Raw genomic sequence first — 19,966 nt, forward strand, 5'->3', positions numbered from 1 at the left:
TCTTATAGTTGACTAAAATACTAGGGAAAGGGATACTCCTGCATTCACGCTGAACGCAGGGACGGACGGCAGCCATGCGACTGACAACGAAAGGCCGCTACGCGGTCACTGCGATGCTCGACCTCGCCATCAACCAGCACCGGGGCCCGATCCGGCTGGCGGCGATCTCGGACCGGCAGGGCATCTCCCTGTCCTATCTCGAGCAACTCTTCGCCCACCTGCGGCGTCGCGATCTCGTCAAGAGCGTGCGCGGCCCCGGCGGCGGCTACCAGTTGCGCCGGGACGCCGATTCCATCAGCATCGCCGAGGTCATCTCAGCGGTAAACGAGGACACCGACGCCACGCGCTGCGGCGGCAAGGGCGGGTGCCAGGACGGCGACACCTGCCTTACGCACCACCTGTGGATGGACCTCTCGGACCGGATCCACGATTTTCTCCAGGACATCAGCCTGGGTGATCTGGTCAGCCGCCACGAAATCCGCGAAATCTCCCTAGCCCAGCAGCGCCGCAGCAGCGAGCGCGCCGGGGAAGAAGACAGCAGCCTGCTCATCGGCCGCGCCTGAGGCGCGGCGGGTCGGCCGTACGGCAAGGATACAGGGGTAAGCAGCATGTCCCAGGAAGTCATCGACGAGCGTATCGGCAAGGAGTATGCCGCCGGTTTCGTGACCGACATCGAGTCGGACACGCTGCCGCCGGGCCTGGACGAGGACGTCATCCGCTTCATCTCCGCGAAGAAGGGCGAGCCCGCGTGGCTCCTCGCGTGGCGGCTGGAGGCCTACCGCGGCTGGCTGGAAATGGCCACGCCGGAGTGGGCACACGTGCACTATCCGCCCATCGACTACAACGCCATCTCCTATTTCTCGTCGCCGAAGAGCTTCGAGGACAAGCCGAAGAGCCTGGACGAGGTCGACCCGGAACTGCTCGAGGTCTACGAGAAGCTGGGCATCCCGCTGCACGAGCAGGAGATGCTCGCGGGCGTCGCCGTCGATGCGGTGTTCGACTCGGTCTCCGTTGCCACCACCTTCCGCAGCAAGCTGGCCGAGGCGGGCGTCATTTTTTGCTCCATCTCCGAGGCGGTGCACGAGTACCCCGAGCTGGTGAAGAAGTACCTGGGTTCCGTGGTGCCGCGGCGCGACAACTTCTACGCCGCCCTGAACAGCGCCGTTTTCACGGACGGCTCCTTCGTCTATATCCCCAAGGGCGTGCGCTGCCCCATGGAGCTGTCGACCTACTTCCGTATCAACGAGGCCAACACCGGCCAGTTCGAGCGCACCCTCATCGTCGCCGACGAGGGCAGCCACGTGAGCTACCTCGAGGGCTGCACGGCACCCATGCGCGATGAGAACCAGCTGCACGCGGCGGTCGTGGAACTCGTGGCCCTGGACGATGCCGAGATCAAGTACTCCACGGTGCAGAACTGGTACCCCGGCGATGCCGAGGGGCGCGGCGGCATCTACAACTTCGTGACCAAGCGCGGCGTCGCCCACACCAACAGCAAGATCTCCTGGACCCAGGTGGAAACCGGGTCCGCGGTGACCTGGAAGTACCCGAGCTGCGTGCTCCGCGGTGACAACAGCGTCGGCGAGTTCTATTCCGTGGCGCTGACCAACAACCTGCAGCAGGCGGACACCGGCACCAAGATGATCCACCTGGGCAAGAACACCCGCTCGACGATCATCTCCAAGGGTATTTCCGCCGGCCGCAGCTCCAACGCCTACCGCGGCCTGGTGCGCATGAGCCCCCGGGCCGAGGGCGCCCGCAACTATACGCAGTGCGACTCGCTGCTGATCGGGGACGCCTGCGCGGCGCATACCTTCCCCTATATCGAGAGCCGGAACCCCTCGGCGGTGGTGGAGCACGAGGCGACGACCTCCAAGGTCAGCGACGACCAGCTCTACCTCTGCCAGCAGCGGGGCCTCGACGCCGAGAAAGCCGTGTCCATGATCGTCAACGGCTTCTGCAAGGAAGTCTTCCGCGAGCTTCCCATGGAATTCGCCGTGGAAGCCGGCAAGCTCCTCGAGGTGAGCCTCGAGGGTTCCGTCGGTTGAGGCACCGCCGCCCCGAAGCCGGGTGAGAGGAGCAGCGCAGAAGACAAAGCGCGAACAGGACAGCGCGGCCGCCGAGGCCGCCGAGTGGAGAGAGACCAGATGTTGACCATCGACAACCTGCACGCCCGCGTGGAGGGCAAGGACATCCTCAAGGGACTGTCCCTGTCTGTCGGCGCCGGGGAGGTGCATGCCATCATGGGGCCGAACGGCTCGGGCAAGAGTACGCTCGGCCACATCCTGGCCGGGCGGCCGGGTTACGAGGTGACCGCGGGCAGCGTCGCCTACGCCGGTGAGGACCTGCTCGCCATGGACACGGAAGAGCGTGCCCGCGCCGGCGTGTTTCTCGCCTTCCAGTACCCGGTGGAGATCCCCGGGGTCAGCAACATGGAGTTCCTCAAGGCCAGCGTCGACGCGGTGCGCGAGCACCGCGGCGAAGAGCCGCTGGACGCGGTGACCTTCATGAAGAAGGCCCGGGAGGCCTGCAAGGTCGCCAGCCTCGACCAGGCCTTCCTGAAGCGCGGGGTCAATGAGGGCTTTTCCGGCGGCGAGAAGAAGCGCAACGAGCTGCTGCAGATGCTGCTCCTCGAGCCGCGGCTGGGCATCCTCGACGAGACCGACAGCGGCCTGGACATCGACGCCCTGCAGGTGGTGGCCGAGGGGGTGAACAGCCTTCGCGGTGCGGAGCGCAGCTTCATCCTCGTCACCCATTACCAGCGCCTGCTCAACTACATCCAGCCGGACAAGGTGCACGTGCTCGCCGGCGGCCGGATCGTGCGTTCCGGCGATGCGTCCCTCGCCCTGCACCTGGAGGACAAGGGCTACGCCTGGCTGGAGGACGAGGTCGCCTGATGGGCAGCAGTATGCATGACACGCTTGCCGCGGCAGCCGCCGCGGCGCCGGGCTGGCTCGCCCCAGCACGGGACGCGGCACGGCAGGCCTGGGCGGAGACGCCCCTGCCGACGCGCAAGACCGAGCAGTGGAAGTACACCAGCATCGCGCCGCTGGAGCAGGACTTCGGTCCGGGTCGGCCGGAGGACCTCGATCCCGCGACCGTCGACGCCCTGCTGCCGGATATCGGCGCGCTGCGCCTCGTATTCGTCAACGGCCACTTCGCCCCGGCGCTGTCGAGCAGCGAGCTGCCCGAGGGGCTGGAGCTCGTGCGCTTTGCCGAGGCCGATGACGGCCAGGCCGCGCGGATCCGGGAGCACCTTGGCAGCGCGCTGCCGGAAGCGGGCCACCCCTTTGCCACCCTGAACGGCGCGGCGCTCGGCGATGGCGTTTTTCTCGCCGTCGCCCCCGGCGCCAGCATTCATGAGCCGCTGCAGCTGGCCTGGCTGACCGCCGGCGATGGGCAGGCGTTTACCGTCACGCCCCGCCTGCTGCTCCTGGCGGGTGAGAACAGCTGCCTCTCGGTGGTCGAGCATTTCGCCGACGCCGGCGACGGTGCCCCGAGCTTCAGCAACGCGGTCACCGAGCTGCTGCTGGCGCCCGGCGCTACCGTCAATCACTACCGCCTGAACCTGGAGCAGGGCCGCGCCCTGCACATCGGCGGTGTGCATGCGCGGCTGGACAGGGACGCGACGTTGAACGGCTTCTGCCTGGGCCTCGGCGCGGACCTGAAGCGCCTGGACCTCGTCGTCACCCTGGCCGGGCCGGGCGCGCACGCGGAACTCGACGGCATCTACCTGCCGCGGGGCGACGAGCACGTGGACTACCACACCTGCCTCGAGCACGCGGTGCCCCACTGCACCTCAACGGAGACCTTCCGCGGGGTGATCGGCGACCGGGCCCGGGCGGTGTTCAACGGCCGCATCCACATCCACCCGCAGGCGCAGAAGACGCGGGCGGAGCTGTCGAACAAGAATCTCCTGACCAGCGCCGAGGCTGAGGTGAACAGCAAGCCGGAGCTGGAGATCTACGCCGACGACGTCCAGTGCGCACACGGCGCCACGGTCGCGCAGCTGGACGCCCTGTCGCTGCACTACCTGCGCAGCCGCGGTGTCTCCCGCGAGGAAGCACAGGTCATGCTCAGCTTCGGTTTCGTCAATGAGGTCCTCGAGAGCGCGCGCCTGGAGCCGCTGCGCGATGCCCTGCGCCCGCTGCTGGCCCGGCGCTTCGCCCGTGATCCGTCCCTGATGAGGCACCTGGCGTGAACCAGCCGGAGAGCATTGGCCTCGAGTTCGACGCGGCGGATATCCGCCGCGACTTCCCGATCCTCGCCGGGGAGATCAATGGGCACCCGCTGGTCTACCTCGACAATGCGGCCACCACGCAGAAGCCGGAAGCGGTGATCGATGCGATCGCCGACTACTACCGCTATGACAACGCCAACGTGCACCGCGGGGTGCACACGCTGAGCGACCGCGCGACGCAGAAGTTCGAGGCGGCCCGGGAGACCGTGGCGCGCTTCCTCGGCCTCGCCGACAGCCGCGAGGTGCTCTGGACCCGGGGCACCACCGAGTCCATCAACCTCGTGGCCTACAGCTGGGCCCGCGAACAGCTGCGCCCCGGCGACCGTGTGCTGGTGCCCTGGCTCGAGCACCACTCGGATATCGTGCCCTGGCAGCTCGCCGCGCAGGCGACCGGTGCCGAGGTGGTGCCGGTGCCGGTCACGGACCGCGGCGAGATCGACCTCGACGCCTTCGATGACCTGCTCGATGACCGGGTGCGGCTGGTAGCCGTGAACCACGTCTCCAACGCCCTGGGCACCATCAACCCGGTGGAAGAGATCACCCGCCGCGCCAAGGCCGTCGGTGCCCTGGTCCTCGTGGACGGCGCCCAGGCCGTCGGCCACTTCCCCGTGGACGTGACCGCGCTGGGCTGCGATTTCTACACCTTCTCGGGGCACAAGCTCTTCGGCCCGACGGGCATCGGCGTGCTCTGGGGCCGGGCGGCGCTGCTCGAGGCGATGCCGCCGTTCCTCGGTGGCGGCGAGATGATCGAGCGCGTGAGTTTCTCCGGGACGACCTTCAACACGCTGCCCTTCAAGTTCGAGGCCGGCACGCCGCACATCGCCGGCGCCATCGGTCTCGCCGCAGCCATCGATTACCTGGACGGCGTGGACCGCGCCGCGGCGGCGGCACACGAGGAGATGCTCCTCGCCGAGACCATCGCGCGTACCGCGGATATCCCGGGCCTCCGGCGCATCGGCGCGCCGGCGCGGAGCGCCGGTATCTTCAGCTTCGTGCTCGAGGGCTGTCACCCCTCGGACCTCGGCATGCTCCTGGACGAGCAGGGCATTGCCGTGCGGACCGGGCACCACTGTGCGCAGCCCCTGATGGAGCGCCTTGCGGTCCCGGGCACGGTGCGGGCATCCTATTCCATGTACAACACGCTGGCGGATGTCGAGGCCCTGGTGGCCGGCATCTGCAAAGCGCAGACGCTGTTCAGCTAGGAGGTATTGCGATGAGCGTCGAGACCTTCGACATGCATGGCCAGCCGGTGTCGGTGACACCGGCGGCGGCAGAGCATTTCCGCGCCAGTCTCGCGGCCAAGGGCCTGCCGGCGGTGCGTATCAGTGTGCGCGAAAGTGGCTGCACCGGCTTCAAGTACGTCATGGAGGAAGTCGCGGCCGCCGAGGACGGCGACGTGACCGTGACCCTTGATAATGGCATTGAGCTCTACCTCGATGACGCGGCCGTACAGTTCCTGCGCGGCACCCAGATCGACTACGAGCGCGAAGGGGTGAACCGGACCCTGAAGTTCCGCAACCCCAATGTCGTGGCCGAGTGCGGCTGCGGCGAGAGCTTCAGCGTCGAATAGGGCCGTGTCTTCCCAGGAACGCACCGTTCTCACCACGAACCGGGACTGCCCGGGCCGCCTCGTGCCCGTGGGCGACCCGGTGACGATCCCCGCGCACAGCTTCGTGACTCTCACCCAGTCCCTCGGTGGCAACTACACCGTGGTCTACAACGGCAACATGGTGCGCGTGGACGGCACTGATGCGGACGCCCTGGGTTTCGAGTCCACGAAGCTGGACTTCGAGCCGCCGGCGGACGGCCGCATCAGCGAAGAGCAGGTCTGGGAGGCGCTGCACACGGTTTTCGACCCGGAGATCCCGGTCGATCTGGTCAACCTCGGCCTCATCTACAAGGTCGACATCGACCAGGAGGCCGGCAAGGTCAGCATCACCATGACGCTCACGGCGCCGGGCTGCGGCATGGGCCCGGTGCTGGTGGGCGACGTGGAGTACCGGCTGCGGCAGGTGCCCCACGTGCGCGAGGTGGCCGTGGACCTGGTCTTCGATCCGCCCTGGCACCGCGACATGATGTCCGAGGAAGCCCAGCTCGAAACGGGCATGTTCTACTGACGGGCAGCGTCTGCTGATACCCGCTAAGCGAGGCCCATGAGCGATAGCGCCCCCGCCAACCCCTTCGGCGACTCCATCACCAGCGAAGACATCGTCGACACGCTCGGCTTCTTCGACAGCTGGGAGGACCGCTACCGCTACATCATCGACCTCGGCAAGGAGCTGCCGCCGCTGCCGGAGTCACTGCATACCGAGGACCGGCTCGTCCGCGGCTGTCAGAGCCAGGTGTGGATGGACGTCACGGAGCACGACGGCCGGCTGCAGCTGGCGGTGGACTCGGATGCGTTCATCGTGAAGGGACTGCTCGGCGTGGTCCTCGCCGCTTACAACAACCGGACGCCGGCGGAGATTCTCGCCTTCGATATCGACGGCTACTTCGAGGAGCTCGAACTGCTGCGCCATCTCTCGCCCACCCGGGGCAACGGCCTGCGCGCCATGGTCGCGCGCATCCGCGAGGCGGCCGACAGCGCGGCCTGAGGGGCAGCCGCTCCGGGAAACACGTGACGGACAAAAAAAGCGCCAGCCCGCACGGGCTGGCGCCGTTCTCCTGTGCCGCTCCTCGGGAGCGGCGCATGAGCCTCAGGCCGCGTCCTGCTGCTCGAGCAGGTCGCTGCCGATGGCGATGCGGCGGGGCTTCATGGCCTCCGGGATCTCGCGCTTCAGCTCGACGTGGAGCAGGCCGTTCTCGAGGCGTGCCGATTCCACGCGCACGTGCTCGGCGAGCTGGAACTTGCGCTCGAAGTTGCGCTCGGCGATGCCCTGGTACAGGTACTCCCGCTTCTCTTCGCGCCCGTCCTGGCGCCCGGCGATCACGAGCGTGTTCTGCTCCGTGGTGATCTCCAGGTCCTCCTCGGCGAAGCCGGCGACGGCCATGGTGATGCGGTAGCGGTTTTCCTCTACCAGCTCGATGTTGTAGGGCGGGTAGCTGGGCTTGCTGTCGCGTGCCAGGTTGTCCAGCAGCGATGCCATGCGATCGAAGCCGATCGCGGACTGGTACAGCGGGCTAAAGTCGATGGTGTTGCGCATTGTCATATCCTCCAAAGAAGCAATATTCAGTAGCGGGCCTCGTCGAGCGCCCGCACGGGGGATATGGGTACGCCGGAACAGATTTCAACCGCGCTGGTGGTCTGGGCCGGTCGCCGCGCTAAGTGCCGTAGGCTTCATGTACACGCGTCCGACCGAGGCCAAGCCTCCCGTAGTCCGCAAAGGCGAGGTCAACGGTACGGTCAGCGATTGATGGTAGCTGCTCGGCGACGGCCGGGTATCTCTTCAATAAGTCTCCCGGCGTTACACGCCTGACCATCGCTACGAGTTGCTCGGGGCTTGGCCGATTAGCCGACAGCAGCGATACGCTCAGGGTGTCGGTTGCCGCGATGAGGTCGATCAATGCCTTGGTCCTGCTGGTCGCTCCGGGTGGCTCCGGTAGCCCACCGTGGTGCGCACTGATGACCTGGCAAAGCTGCCGCGGCAATCCCAGCGCTCGCGCCAACGCGGTGCCAGAGGTGACATGATCGTGCCCACTGACTGTGCGCTCGGCGTAGCGAAGTGCTTCGGGCGTCTGGTAGCCGATGGCGTCCGCCCGATCCGGCGCAGTGGGATCCGTCAAATAGTCGGCAAAGCGGCCGAGATCATGCAGGAGTCCGGCGAGGCGTGCCTCGGCGGGCCGGATTCCCGCCTCGGGAATCTTAACGGCGAGCAGTTCGGACGCATTGGCCACCTGGAGCGAGTGCAGCCAAAGCAGACGCTGGGGATCAGTTACCGGAGTGAACACGGTGCTGGTCGCCCCTTCGACGAGGGTCTTCGCCCCGCTGATGCCAATGCGGCCCAGAGCGCTTTCCAGGCTTTCGAGGTGGCCCGCTTCGATGCTGGGCAGCTGTCCGGCGATCATAAGGACATCGACAGCGAAACACGGCTCGCAGCGGGCCAGCTCAAGGATCCTGTCAAAGCTGTTGCTTTCCCCGGGGCGAAGTGACGAGAGCAGGCTGATGACTGCCGGGAGCGTAGGCAGGGCTGCCGCCGGGCTGTCCTTCGCTCCCTCCCCGCTATTGCGACCGGTTTTCTTCATTGGCGCTCCAGACAATTCGCAAGGGCTCAGTATAGGAGGGCGTCTCCAGGCGTGCACTCATCTCCGCGCCGTCAGCGTGCGCTGATGTTGACGGATGCCGCGGCCGATCGCGCGCGCTCACGCGCTTCTTCTACGCTCTGTGCCCGCGCAAGCGCAACGCCCATCCGCCTGCGCCCCCTGAGTTCCGGTTTGCCGAAGAGACGCAGATCGGTCCCGGCAAGGGCCAGTGCTGCATCGACGTTCCCATAGCGAACATCGGTCCCTTCACCGGTGGGGAGGATCACCGCCGACGCTGCCGGCCCGCGCTGTTCGATGGCCGGGATGGGCAGGCCGAGGATGGCCCGAGCGTGGAGCGCAAACTCCGAGAGATCCTGGGACACGAGGGTGACCATGCCCGTGTCGTGCGGGCGCGGTGATACCTCGCTGAAGTAGACCTGGTCGCCGCTGATGAAGAACTCGACGCCGAACAGCCCGAAGCCGCCGAGCGCGGCGGTGACCTGCTCGGCAATCACCCGGCAGGCCTGTTCCGCCGCCGGGTTCATGGGGTGGGGCTGCCAGGATTCGCGGTAGTCGCCGTCTTCCTGGCGGTGGCCGATGGGGGCGCAGAAGCTGGTCCCGTCACGGTGGCGCACCGTAAGCAGGGTGATCTCGTAGTCGAAGTCCACGAAGCCCTCGACGATGACGCGCCCGGCACCGGCGCGACCGCCGGCCTGGGCGGCCGCCCAGGCGGCGGGGGCGTCGTCCGCTGCCTTCACCGTGCTCTGGCCCTTGCCGGAGGAGCTCATGATCGGCTTGACCACGCAGGGCGTGCCGATTTCCGCGATGGCCGCCTCGAACTCCGCTTCCGTGCCGGCAAAGCGGTAGGGCGAGGTCGGCACGCCAAGTTCCTCGGCCGCCAGCCGGCGGATGCCCTCCCGGTTCATGGTCAGCTGCGCGGCCCGCGCCGTGGGCACGATCCTGAAACCCTCCTGTTCCAGCGCCGCCAGCGTGTCAGTGGCGATGGCCTCGATCTCCGGCACCACCAGCTGTGGCTGCTCGGCCTCGATCACCCGGCGCAGGGCGTCACCGTCGAGCATGGACAGCACGTGGCTGCGGTCCGCGACCTGCATCGCGGGCGCGTTGGCATAACGGTCGCAGGCGATGACCTCGCAGCCCAGCCGCTTGAGCTCGATGACCACTTCCTTGCCCAGCTCGCCGGCGCCGCAGAGCAGGACGCGGGTTGCCGAGGGGCTGAACGGGGTGCCGATGGTCGTCATGGGAAAGTCCTCTGCCGGAATCAGGCGGCGATGATAGCGTCTGCCGCCCGGTGGCGGCGAGGGCTGCGCCCGCGTTCCGCGGGCTTCAGTCGCCCAGGAGCGCCCGGGCGGCGAGGCGGCCGGACAGCGCCGCCATGGGCACGCCGGCGCCCGGATGGGCGCTGCCACCGGCCAGGTAGAGCCCCCTGACCCGGCTGCGGGCCGGGGGCCGGGCGAAGCTCGCCAGCGGGCCGTGGGAGGCACGGCCGTAGAGGGCACCGCCGGAAGCGGGGAAGAGCGCCTCGAAGTCCTGCGGCCGGGTGACCCGGCAGGCCTCGCCGCCGAGCTCCAGGGCCAGACCGCAGCGCCCCAGGAGCCCGCTGACCCGCTGTTCGAGCGCCGCCAGCTGCCGGTCGCCGATACCCCCACGGTCGCCGTCGGCCGGCGCATTGACCAGCAGCAGCATGCGTTCGCCGGCCTCGCCCTCCGCGGCCCAGGGGCCGCGGTCCTGGGCGCAGAGGTAGACGGTCGGCGTTTCCGTGATCTTGCGCTCCCGGAAAACGGCGCGGAACTCCGCGGGGTAATCGCGCCCGAAAAACACGTTGTGGAAATCCAGGGGGAAGCCCTCCGGCCGGCCCACCACGCACCAGGTCACCGCGGAGAGGCTGCGCCGCGGCGCAGCCACCGGCCGCGTCGCCCGCTGCGCGGCCTCCCCGAGGAGACCGCGGCCGAGGGCCGAGGCATCGCCGTTGAAGACGACCCGGTCCGCCGGCAGACGCTCCCCGCCGGCCAGGGTGACGCCGGTGACCGCACCGCCGCTCGTTTCGATTCGTTCTGCCTCGGCGCCATAGCGGAAGCTCACGCCGAGGGTGTCGCCCACGGCGGCCAGCGCCCGGGCGAGAGCGTGCATGCCGCCGCGCAGCAGCCAGACGCCGTCCTGCTCCACGTGAGCCACCAGCATCAGCGTAGCGGGAGCGGAGAGCGGTGACGATCCCACGTAGGTGGCGTAGCGGCCGAAAAGCTGGCGCAGCCGCGGGTCCGTGAAGTGCTCGCCGAGCACGGACCAGAGGGACTTGAAGGGCTGGATACGGAACATGGCCGGGAGCCGGTGCAGGCCGACGCGCCCGACCAGGCTGACCGGGTTCGGCCGCTGCGCATCGATGAAGCTGTCGCGCAGGGTGGCGTAGACGTCTGCCGAGCGGTCGCAGAAATCGAGATAGCCCTGGGCATTGCGGGCGTCGGCAAAGGCCTCGATGGCGGCGGCAGAGCGCTCCCGGTCTGCCCACAGGTCGAGGCGGCTGCCGTCCTCCCAGCCGTGGCGGGCCAGGCGTTCCGGCGTGTGCAGCTCGAGGTGATCCTCAAGGCGGGTACCGGCGTCGCCGAGAAGGCCGTCGAAGACCCAGCGCATGGTGAAGACCGTGGGTCCGGCGTCGACGCCCAGGCCGGCCACGGGTACCCGGCGCATCTTGCCTCCCGGGGCATCGCCACGCTCCACGACCGTGACCGCGCGCCCGGCCCGGGCGAGGTCGATGGCGGCGGCGAGCCCGCCCACCCCGGCGCCGATGACGACCACCCGCTGCTCGCTCACGACGCGGTCCTCAGCCGTTGCTGGCGGTGACGAACCAGGTGGCGCCGGGAAGGCTGATGCGGCCGTCAGCGAAATACGGGGCCAGCGCGTCGGCGGCGCTGTCGTAGACACGCTGCCGGACGGCATCGTCCTCTTCGGCGAGGAGGCGGCCCACGGGGCCGATGTTCAGCATTTCCCGGGTGGTCTGCGCGAGATCGCCGCCGCTGCCCCAGCCCATGGTCACGTCCCGGTGTTCGATGGTGACGTCGCGGAAGCCCGCCGCTTCGAGAATGCCCGCCAGGCGCTCCCGGTCCGCGAAGGCGAAGGGCCCGGGGGCGTGCGGATCGGGCGCAGGGGGCGGGGGCAGGTGCGCGAGCGCGGCCTTGAGCGGCACGGCCACCCAGGGGTTGTCCTGCAATCGCTGCCAGCAGCAGAAGGCCATCCGCCCGTCGGGTGTGAGTGCGGCGCGCAGGTTGCGGAAGGCTCCCAGGGGATCGTCGAAGAACATGACCCCGAAACGGGAGAAGAGGAAATCCCAGCCGCCGGCCTCGAAGGCGTGCTCCGAAGCATCGGCCCGGAGGAACTCCACCGCCACCGGCAGTTCGCCGGCGTCGGCCAGGCGCTGCTTCGCGACGGCGAGCAGCGGCGCGGAGACGTCGACGCCGAGCACCCGGGCGCCCGCGCCGAGCCGCTCGGCCAGCATCAGGGTCTCGCTGCCGCCGCCGCAGCCCACATCGAGCACCCGGGCCGCCCCGGCGGGGTCGCAGTGTTCCAGGAGCGCCCGGGCGATGGGACCGAGCATGGTCGCCATCATATGGTCCTTCTCGGCCCACTTGCGGCCGGCATCACCATTCCAGTAGGCGATCTGTTCCTCGTTGCTCATGGCGGCGCTCTTCCTGTTCTCTGGTGGTCTGTCGTCTGGCGCCGCGCTCAGGCCAGCAGCCCGCGCCCGGGGATGCTCGCGAGGAGACGCCGCGTGTAATCGGCCTCCGGCGCCTCGAAGAGCTGCGCTCCGGTACCTTCCTCCATCACCTCACCGCGGTAAAGGACGATGATCCGGTCGGCGATATGCCGCACCACGGCGAGGTCGTGGGAAATGAAGAGCATGGTCAGCCCGTACTCCTGACCCAGGTCCAGCATCAGGTCGAGGATCTGTGCCTGGATGGTGACGTCCAGGGCGGAAACGGGCTCGTCGGCGACCACGAACTCCGGTCGCGTGGCCAGCGCCCGGCCGATGGCGATGCGCTGGCGCTGGCCGCCGGAGAATTCGTGGGGGTACTTGCGCACGAAGACGCGGGCGAGCCCGACGTCATCCATGAGCTTGAGCACCTGCTGCTCGACGCTGCGCCGGTCCGCGAGCCGGTGCAGGAGCAGGGGCTCGGCGAGCGTGTCGTAGACCGTCATGCGCGGGTTCAGCGATGCGAAGGGGTCCTGGAAGATCATCTGCATGCGCCGGCGCATGGCTTTCAGTGCCTTGCCTTCCAGGGTCATGAGCTCCGTACCGTCGAAGCGCACGCTGCCGCCGGTGACCGGTACCAGGCGCAGGAGCGAGCGACCGATGGTGGACTTGCCGCTGCCCGATTCGCCGACGAGGCCCAGGATCTCCCCCCGGTGCACGCTGAAACTCACGTCGTTCACGGCCTTCACCGGCGCCGCCGGATCGCCGAACCAGGTGCGCAGCCCCGTTACTTCCACCAGCGGATCGCCGCGCCCGGCCGGGGCCGGCTTGCTGCCGGCGGGAATGGCCGCGAGGAGCTTCTGCGTATACGGGTGCTCCGCCCCGTGGAAGATCTTCTGTCGGTCGCCGTGCTCGACGATCCGGCCCTTCTCCATGACCGCGATCTGGTCGGCGATGTCGGCGACCACGGCGAGGTCGTGGCTGATGAAGATCACGCCGATGTCGTGCTTTTTCTGCAGGTCCGCGAGCAGCCGGAGGATCTGCGCCTGGATGGTGACGTCCAGCGCGGTGGTGGGCTCGTCGGCGATCAGGAGTTTCGGTTCGTTGATCAGCGCCATGGCGATCATCACCCGCTGGCGCATGCCGCCGGAGAACTCGTGCGGATAGTTGTCGATGGTGGTCGCCGGGTCGCGGATGCCGACTTCCTCGAGCAGGGAGAGTGCCCGCTCCCGCGCCTCGGTCTTGCTCACGCCCTGGTGATACACCAGCGGCTCGATGAGCTGCTCCCCGATGCGCAGGTAGGGGTTCAGGCAGGTCATGGGATCCTGGAACACCATGGCAATGTCGCGGCCGCGGACGGTCCGAAGCTCGCGCTCGCTCATGGCGAGGAGGTCGCGGCCCTCGAAGAGTGCACGGCCACCGTCGATGCGACCGGGGGGCATGGGCACGAGGCCGAGCAGGCTGTAGCAGGCCACCGACTTGCCGGAGCCGGACTCGCCGATAATCGCGGTGATCTGTCCCTTTTCCACCGCGAAGCTGATGCCGTCCACGGCCCGGGTCACTCCGGCGCGGCCGACGAAGCTGACCCGGAGGTCCTCGACGCTGAGCAGGGCCACGGCGGCTAGTCCTTGGCCCCGCGCACGTCCAGCGCATCGCGCAGGCCGTCACCGAGGAAGTTGAGGGAGAACAGGGTCAGCGTGAGCGCCGCGCCTGGGAAGATCAGCAGCCAGGGATACTCCTCCATGGTCTCCGCGCCGTAGGAGATGAGCAGCCCCCAGGAGGTCTGCGGCGGCTGGATGCCGAGGCCCAGGAAGGACAGGAAGGCCTCCAGCAGCATGACCTGGGGAATGGTCAGCGTGGTGTAGACGATGATCGGGCCGAGGGCGTTGGGCACGAGGTGCCTGCGGATGATCGTCGTGGTCGGCAACCCGATGGAGATCGCCGCCTCGACGAACTCCTGCTGGCGCAGGCTCTGCACCTGCCCGCGCATGATGCGCGCCATGGTCAGCCACTCCACGGCGCCGATGGCGAGGAACAGCAGCAGCACGTTGCGCCCGAAGACGACCATGAGCAGCACGATGAAAATCATGAACGGCAGGGCGTAGAGGATGTCTACCAGGCGCATCATCACCGCGTCCACCTTGCCGCCGGCGTAGCCGGCGATGGCGCCCCAGGTGACGCCGATGAGCAGGGCGACGGCCGTGGCCACGAAGCCGACAGCCAGCGAGATGCGCCCACCGTAGAGAATCTGCGTGAGCATATCCCGGCCGAACACGTCCGTACCCAGCCAGTGGGCGGCCGAGGGCGGCGTGGCGCCGAGGTCGAGGTCCTGCGCATCGTAGGCGTAGGGCGCCACCCAGGGCGTGAGCAGGGCGAGGAGGATCAGCAAGACCACGACCACCAGGCCGAAGACCGCCAGGCGGTTGCGCCGAAGGCGGACCCAGGCGTCCTGCCAGAGGGAGGTGCCGGCCTCGGCCTGCTGCAGCGCGCTGGCTTCGCTCATCGCTCGCCCCCGAACTGGTGCCGGAGCCGGGGGTTGAGCCAGGCCGCGAGGATGTCCGAGGCCAGGTTGAAAAGCACGATCAGCGTCGACAGGAAGACGGTGGTGCCGAGAATCATGGTGTAGTCGCGGTTGAAGGCGGCCTGCACGTAGAAGCGGCCGAGGCCCGGAATCTGGAAGATCGTCTCGACCACGAAGGAGCCGGCGAGCAGGCCGGCAAAGGCGGGGCCAAGGAAGGCCACCACGGGGATCATGCCGCCGCGCAGGGCGTGCTTCACCACCACCTGCCACTCCGGCAGGCCCTTGGCGCGGGCGGTGCGGATGTAGTCCTGGTTCAGCACCTCGAGCATGCCGGCCCGGGACAGGCGCGCGATGTAGGCGGCGTAGGCTGCGCCGAGAGTGATGCTGGGCAGCAGCTTGTCGCCCGGGATATCACCCCAGCCCGAGACCGGAAGCCACTCCAGGTGGATGCCGAACACCAGCACCAGCAGCGGACCGAGAAGGAAGGTGGGCATGCAGATGCCGATCATGGCCGCCGCCATGGGCAGGTAGTCCTGCGCGGTGTTGGGCTTCAGCGAGGCGAAGATGCCGGCGCTGCCGCCGATGAGCACGGCGACCAGCAGGGCGTAGAGGCCGAGCTCCGCGGTCACCGGCAGCCCGGCGGCGATCAGCTCGTTGACGCTGCGGCCGGGATACTTGAATGAGGGGCCGAGGTCACCCTGGGCGAGGTCGCCGAGGTAGGCGGCGTACTGCTGCACCAGCGGCAGGTCGAGGCGGTACTGGCGTTCCAGGGCAGCCTTCACCTCGGGCTGCACCGCTTTCTCGCTGTCGAAGGGGCCGCCGGGGGCGACCCGGACGAGGAAGAAGGTCACGGTGACCACGGCGAGGATCACCGGGATGGCCTGCAGCAGCCGGAGCGTGATGAAGCGGCCCACCGGTCAGGGCGCCTCGTCCGCCGGCGCCTGCCAGGCGAGGTCCAGCCAGACGTAGCGGAGGTTCAGCGAATCCATGAGGTTGGCGGGCATGCCCTGCACGCTCGGGTGGATGAGGTGGCGGCTGGTGTAGGTGTAGATGGGAATGATCGGCATCTGCTCCATTAGCAGCGTCTCGGCCTCGTGGAAGATGCGGAAGCGCGCCTCCCGGCTGCGGGCCTGCGGCGCCCGGTTCAGGATCATGTCGTCGTAAACGGGGCTCGCAAAGCCCGTGTTGTTGTTGCCGCCGTCGGCGAGGTAGAGGTCGAGGAAGTTGTTCGGGTCGACGTAGTCGCCGATCCAGCCCCGGCGGGCGATATCGAAGTTCATGGTACTCACCGAGTCGAGGTAGACCTTCCACTCCTGGTTGGCGATGGTCACCTCGATGTTGAGCACGTCCTTCCACATCTGCTGCACGGCGACGGCAATCTTTCGGTGGGCCTCCTGGGTATTGTAGGTGAGCTCCACGCCGGGCCAGCCTTCACCGTCCGGATAGCCCGCCTCGGCGAGCAGCCGACGCGCTTCCGCCGGGTCGTAGTCGAACAGCTTCGGCGGTTCGTAGCCCAGGGTGCCGGGGGGCGTGATGCTGTAGGCGGGCACCACGGAGCCCTGCATCACGGTCTTCGCCAGCGTGCTGCGATCCACGGCCATGGACAGCGCCTTGCGCACGCGTACATCGTCCAGCGGCGGACGCTCGGTGTTCACCAGGTAGAAGTAGGTGCCGAGATAGGGCGCCTGGCGGTAGGGCGAGTTCGCCATGGCCTGGTAGACGGGAATCTTGTCCAGCGGCAGGGACTCGGTGTAGTGGAGCGCGCCGGCGCGGAACATCCGCTCCTCGCTGACCAGGTTCTCCGTGGGGTAGAAGACGACGCCGTTGAGCCGCACCCGCTCGCGGTCCCAGTAGGTGTCGCTCCTGGCCATGCGGATACGCCGGTTGAGCTTCCACTCCGTGAGCACGAAGGGACCGTTGCCGACAATGTTCTCCACCCGGGTCCAGCGGGTGAAGCGGTCTGTCATCTTGCCGTGGGCCAGGAGCGTTTCCGGGTGCACGGCGAAGGTGCTGTAGTGGTCCATGAGCTGGATGAAGTAGGGCGTGGGCTCGGTGAGCGTGACTTCCAGCGTCAGCGGGTCCAGCGCCTTGACGCCGACCTCGCTGAAATCCGCCACTTTGCCCGTGGCAAAAGCCTCCGCATTCTTCACCGGGTAGAGCATGTAGGCGTAGAGGTTGCCCATCTCCGGGTGCAGGGCCCGCTTCCAGGACCACACGTACTGGTCTGCCGTGATCGGGTCGCCGTTGGACCAGCGGGCTTCCTCGCGGATATGGAAGGTCACAACGCGGCCGTCTTCGCTCACGTCCCAGGACTCGGCGACGCCCGGCTCCGGCTCCAGCGTGTAGGGGTTCTTGACGGCCAGGCCCTCGAACAGGGCACGGATCAGGTGGTTCTCCGGTACACCGGTGACCACGTGCGGGTCGAGCCCCTGCGGTTCGCTGCCGTTGCCGTAGTGAAGGATGCCCTCGCGGTTGCCGCGCTCGACGTTGGTCTCGCCGCCACCGCAGGCGGTGAGGACAAGCAGGAGAGTTGCGAAGACAGCTGTGAGCAGGGTTCGAGGCAAGACAAGATGCCAATACCGGCGGGCCAGCCGGCAGTATACGTAACTCGCCGGGGGTGCCCAACTCCGCGCCGCCGAAGCGGCGCGGAGTTGGGGTCAGCCATGACCTCCTACTGATCGACGTTCAGCTTGCCGGCGTCGATCATGGCCTGGATGGCATCGCTGCCCTCGAGGCCGCCGACCAGGTCAACGCCCTCGAAGGTGAACGTCTGGTCGACCGCGGCCGTGGCGCCTGCCTCGCCCGCGAACCCACCGGACTTGCTGACCTGGACGATGGTGTTCGCGCCATCGAAGCTGGCCTGCAGGTAGGCGTCGATACCCTCGGCGCCTTCGGCCTCGGGGAGGAGGTCGGCCACGTTGATCGCGAAGCTCGTGTCGTCCGCGATGGTGACCTCGCCGTCTTCCCAGGTGACCTCGGACTGGCCGAAGATCTTCACGTCGCCGTCGGCCGCCTCGGCCGCTTCGCTGTCGTCGCGGTAGGTGAGCGCGATGCTCTCCACGCCGAGATCATCGAGGGAGACCAGTTCACCGGCGTCGGTGACGCCGTCGCTGTTGGCGTCCCGCCAGACCGCGAACTGGCTCCAGGCCTCGTCCCCGGCATCCAGCAGCTGGTTCTGGTTGCTGTCGAAGACCTCGGCCACGGCTTCCATGTCCGTTTCGGCACTGTCGCTCCACTCGGTGAAAACGTACTCGCGGGCCTCGTCTACGCTGCCGGACTCGTTGGCGTCGACCACCAGCAGGCCGTCGTCGCCGGCGACCCAGGCAGTGTTGACCGACTCGCCGGAGGCCTGGTCCGTGAACACCACGCCGGCCTCGCGGGACAGGTACTCGACGCCGTCGCCGTCGAGGTCGAGGGCGATCGGCGTCTGGTTCGCGACCTCGTTGAGATTGATGGTCAGGCTCGAGGCCGACCGGTCGCCATCCTTGTCGACGACGGAGAAGTCGAAGGTCTCCGTCTCGTTGCCCGCGAAGGCATCCCGGGCATCGCGGTCCATGAGGTAGGTCCAGGTGCCGTCCGGCTGGACGGTGAGGACCCCGTAGGTGCCCTGCACCTCACCACCGCTTTCGCCCTGCCAGGCGATTTCGTCATCGCCGGGGCCGTCGGCACCGAAGATCGATCCGGAAATCGACCCGCCGGCACTCGGCAGGTCATCGGTGGACAGTAGCCGCGCCTGCAGCGAGAACGTGTTGGCCTCGCCCTCTTCGGTAAAGACCTGGTTCACCGGGTCGCCGCTACCATCGCGGAAGCCGTCGATCTGCAGGACGTAGGTCCGGTCACCTACCGTGATCTGCTGCTGCGTGCCGCCGGTCCCGGCAATGGTCGCGGAGAAGCTGGTGATAGTGATGATGTCGTCGGGGTTGGACCCGCTGTTCGGCGTCTCGTTGTGGTCGATCTCCACGACGATGTCGACCGTCGTGGCCTGGCCATCGATGACGATATCGAAGCTGACAGCCAGGTCCGTGTTGTCCAGGGTCCCTCCGTTGAGATTAATGGGGAAGTTGTTGTGGGTGAAGGCCCCCAGGTCGAAGGCGGAGTCCAGGACGACCGGCGAGTCGCTCAGGCTGAAGTCGTAGCCGGAGCGGCCGCCGCCGCTGGATGCGGGCGTACCCCATTGCAGCTGTATGAAGCCGTCGTCGCTGGAGTCGTTGTCGGTAATGTCGACGTTTCCGCCGTTTACACTGTTCCAGGCAGCCGCGAGATTGCTGATTTCAACCGTGCTGACCGGGACGTCGAGGTCGACGACAACCGGGTCGGGCGCCGTCGGGGCATCGTCCTGGAAGCCCAGCCTCAACCCGATGTCCAGGGTCGCTTCAGCCGTGTCGCCGTCACCGTCGGTGATGGTCTGCACCAGGTTGATGGTGCCCGCGTCGACGTAGCTGACTTCGTCCGTGTCGTTCGTGTCCGGGTGCTGCACGGCGCGGGCCTGGGTGAGGGTGACTTCGCCGTCGGCATTCACGGCCACGCGGAAGACCTCTTCCCCGCTGCCGTCCACCCGGCCGACGACATCGTCGCCGTCCAGGCTGAGGAGAACGGCGTTGCCCGTCGCCGTATCCACCAGGCCGCTTGTCGTGCTGCCTACCTCGAGGCTGAACACGCGGCTGTCTGCCGCACCCTGGCCATCGGCACCGAAATCGTTGCTGAACGCGGTGGCGAAGTTTGCCGTGTCACTTTCGACGATATTCGCTTCATCGATGACGAGGTCGCCGCTGAACTGGCCGTCCAGCTGGACTGCCGGGACGTCATCGACAATCTCGAGGTTTATCGTGCCGGAAGTACTGGGTCCGTCCGCTACAGCCGCGATCACCTCGATGCTTCCCAGCGCAAGCGTGTTCTCGCCGTTTGCGCTGGCATGGGTGACGTTGCCTGCAAGATGCATGGCGACCATGGCCGTGCCGGCGGCCAGGTTCGGCACCAGGGTCAGCGTGATGGCGGTGGCGCCGCCGATCTGGCCGACGACTTCCGTATCGCTGTTGCGCACCCAGGTGATCTCGCCGGCGTTCTCGTTGAGGCCCGTGAGCGTGGTGGCGAAGCTCATGCTGTCTGGCGCGTCGGTGCCCAGCGTGAAGGAAAGGGTGTCCGTGGCCGAATCGGTGATGCTGTCCTCGTCGGTGGTCAGCGTAATGGCGTTGGGCTCGGGTGCCGGGACGATGCTGAGGGCGAGGGTGGAGTCGACGGAATCCTCGCCGTCGGTGACGGTGTAGGTCGCGCTCTCGACGCTGCCGCTGTAGTCGCCCTCGGGGGTGAAGGTGAAGGCGCCATC

The 19,966-nt window shown here is 67.9% G+C and carries 18 protein-coding genes; 8 read left to right on the forward strand and 10 right to left on the reverse strand.

Going from position 1 to position 19,966, the window contains the following annotated elements:
* Nucleotides 1–74: 74 nt before the first annotated feature.
* The 8 genes from iscR (at nt 75) to RKE50_RS16940 (ending at nt 6,834) form a co-directional block, all read left to right on the forward strand.
* On the forward strand, nt 75–563 hold the full coding sequence (gene iscR, locus RKE50_RS16905) for a Fe-S cluster assembly transcriptional regulator IscR (protein WP_350038427.1): 489 nt from the start codon (nt 75–77) through the stop codon (nt 561–563).
* Nucleotides 564–608: 45 nt separating this feature from the next.
* Nucleotides 609–2,048: a Fe-S cluster assembly protein SufB gene (sufB, locus tag RKE50_RS16910; protein ID WP_350038429.1), complete on the forward strand. Its 1,440-nt coding sequence runs from the start codon at nt 609–611 to the stop codon at nt 2,046–2,048.
* Nucleotides 2,049–2,147: 99 nt separating this feature from the next.
* A complete protein-coding gene (gene sufC, locus RKE50_RS16915; RefSeq protein ID WP_350038431.1) occupies nt 2,148–2,897 on the forward strand; it encodes a Fe-S cluster assembly ATPase SufC in 750 nt (249 codons plus the stop codon).
* Entirely contained in the window at nt 2,897–4,201 is a 1,305-nt protein-coding gene (sufD, locus tag RKE50_RS16920) for a Fe-S cluster assembly protein SufD (RefSeq protein ID WP_350038433.1), read from the forward strand. The genes sufC and sufD overlap by 1 nt, the downstream gene beginning before the upstream one ends.
* Nucleotides 4,198–5,442: a cysteine desulfurase gene (locus tag RKE50_RS16925; protein WP_350038435.1), complete on the forward strand. Its 1,245-nt coding sequence runs from the start codon at nt 4,198–4,200 to the stop codon at nt 5,440–5,442. Before sufD ends, RKE50_RS16925 begins: the two co-directional genes overlap by 4 nt.
* Nucleotides 5,443–5,453: 11 nt before the next feature.
* Nucleotides 5,454–5,810: a HesB/IscA family protein gene (locus RKE50_RS16930; protein ID WP_350038437.1), complete on the forward strand. Its 357-nt coding sequence runs from the start codon at nt 5,454–5,456 to the stop codon at nt 5,808–5,810.
* Between the two features lie 4 nt (nt 5,811–5,814).
* Nucleotides 5,815–6,357, forward strand: a complete 543-nt coding sequence (sufT, locus tag RKE50_RS16935; RefSeq protein WP_350038439.1) for a putative Fe-S cluster assembly protein SufT — start codon at nt 5,815–5,817, stop codon at nt 6,355–6,357.
* 36 nt (nt 6,358–6,393) lie between these two features.
* Nucleotides 6,394–6,834 (forward strand): SufE family protein, encoded by a 441-nt coding sequence (locus RKE50_RS16940; RefSeq protein ID WP_350038441.1) that lies wholly within the window; start codon nt 6,394–6,396, stop codon nt 6,832–6,834.
* 102 nt (nt 6,835–6,936) lie between these two features.
* On the opposite strand, the gene RKE50_RS16945 is transcribed toward RKE50_RS16940, so the two are convergent.
* The 10 genes from RKE50_RS16945 to RKE50_RS16990 all read right to left on the reverse strand — a co-directional run.
* Nucleotides 6,937–7,383 (reverse strand): Hsp20 family protein, encoded by a 447-nt coding sequence (locus RKE50_RS16945; RefSeq protein ID WP_350038443.1) that lies wholly within the window; start codon nt 7,381–7,383, stop codon nt 6,937–6,939.
* A gap of 118 nt (nt 7,384–7,501) precedes the next feature.
* Nucleotides 7,502–8,422: an HDOD domain-containing protein gene (locus tag RKE50_RS16950; RefSeq protein ID WP_350038445.1), complete on the reverse strand. Its 921-nt coding sequence runs from the start codon at nt 8,420–8,422 to the stop codon at nt 7,502–7,504.
* Between the two features lie 71 nt (nt 8,423–8,493).
* Nucleotides 8,494–9,678 (reverse strand): formate-dependent phosphoribosylglycinamide formyltransferase, encoded by a 1,185-nt coding sequence (gene purT, locus RKE50_RS16955; RefSeq protein WP_350038447.1) that lies wholly within the window; start codon nt 9,676–9,678, stop codon nt 8,494–8,496.
* 85 nt (nt 9,679–9,763) lie between these two features.
* Nucleotides 9,764–11,245, reverse strand: coding sequence for a 1-hydroxycarotenoid 3,4-desaturase CrtD (gene crtD / locus RKE50_RS16960; protein WP_350038449.1), 1,482 nt, complete (start codon nt 11,243–11,245; stop codon nt 9,764–9,766).
* 10 nt (nt 11,246–11,255) lie between these two features.
* Entirely contained in the window at nt 11,256–12,107 is an 852-nt protein-coding gene (locus RKE50_RS16965; RefSeq protein WP_350038451.1) for a class I SAM-dependent methyltransferase, read from the reverse strand.
* 47 nt (nt 12,108–12,154) lie between these two features.
* Nucleotides 12,155–13,738: an ABC transporter ATP-binding protein gene (locus RKE50_RS16970; protein WP_350038453.1), complete on the reverse strand. Its 1,584-nt coding sequence runs from the start codon at nt 13,736–13,738 to the stop codon at nt 12,155–12,157.
* A gap of 5 nt (nt 13,739–13,743) precedes the next feature.
* On the reverse strand, nt 13,744–14,625 hold the full coding sequence (locus RKE50_RS16975; protein WP_350038455.1) for an ABC transporter permease: 882 nt from the start codon (nt 14,623–14,625) through the stop codon (nt 13,744–13,746).
* Nucleotides 14,622–15,557: an ABC transporter permease gene (locus tag RKE50_RS16980; protein WP_350038457.1), complete on the reverse strand. Its 936-nt coding sequence runs from the start codon at nt 15,555–15,557 to the stop codon at nt 14,622–14,624. Before RKE50_RS16980 ends, RKE50_RS16975 begins: the two co-directional genes overlap by 4 nt.
* Before the next feature lie 3 nt (nt 15,558–15,560).
* A complete protein-coding gene (locus RKE50_RS16985; RefSeq protein WP_350038459.1) occupies nt 15,561–17,207 on the reverse strand; it encodes a peptide ABC transporter substrate-binding protein in 1,647 nt (548 codons plus the stop codon).
* Nucleotides 17,208–17,314: 107 nt separating this feature from the next.
* The coding region (locus tag RKE50_RS16990; protein ID WP_350038461.1) for a DUF5801 repeats-in-toxin domain-containing protein at nt 17,315–19,966 on the reverse strand (2,652 nt) is incomplete at its 5' end.

Source organism: Pseudohaliea sp. (assembly GCF_040217025.1).
Lineage (GTDB): Bacteria > Pseudomonadota > Gammaproteobacteria > Pseudomonadales > Halieaceae > Pseudohaliea.